Source organism: Bartonella tribocorum, assembly GCF_002778015.1.
In the GTDB taxonomy this organism is placed as follows: domain Bacteria; phylum Pseudomonadota; class Alphaproteobacteria; order Rhizobiales; family Rhizobiaceae; genus Bartonella; species Bartonella tribocorum_B.
In genome coordinates, this window is sequence record NZ_NJPP01000094.1 from 1 (window position 1) to 577 (window position 577).

General features: G+C 43.0%; 1 protein-coding gene. It reads right to left on the minus strand.

Features of this window, described 5'->3' with window-relative positions; translation table 11 throughout:
* On the minus strand, positions 1-577 hold a 577-nt coding region (locus CEV08_RS09340; RefSeq protein WP_143434481.1), incomplete at both ends, for a hemagglutinin repeat-containing protein.

Sequence of the window (577 nt, forward strand, 5' to 3'; positions counted from 1 at the left end):
TTGTACCGTGCCAAGAACACCAATATCCGCAGAGGCTGTCACACCGGCAAAGGTTTTTTCATGTGTTTCTTGTGCATTAGAGGTATCATCAGCTGCTGAAAACGTCACGTTATTGCCTGCATCGATGTTGACATCACGGTCTGCCGAAACATTTGCCACTTGTAAATTCACATCATTGCCGGCATTGATCTGTACATCTTTACCCGCATTAAAATTGGATTGAACATTGAACTTTTCCCATTGATCGCCTTTATCCTTGGCGCTTGCAATCCCAACACCCACAGAGGCACCACTTTTGCTTTTTTCAAACTGAATCCCAAAGCCTGAACGTTCTTCCTTTGTGTTTGCGCTATGACGATTATGACCAGGCAAAACATTCACATTATGGGCTGCTGAAAGCTTAATATCTTCCTCTGCGCTAAAGTCAGAACCAACCACTTTCACATCTTCTTTTTTGGCGGTGATGATGATATTTTTACCATTGAGCAAAGAGCCTTGATGTTCAAAGCTTTCTTCATTCTCTGTCTTTTCCTCACTCCCATATATCGAAACAAAACCCTTGCCTGATCCCACACCA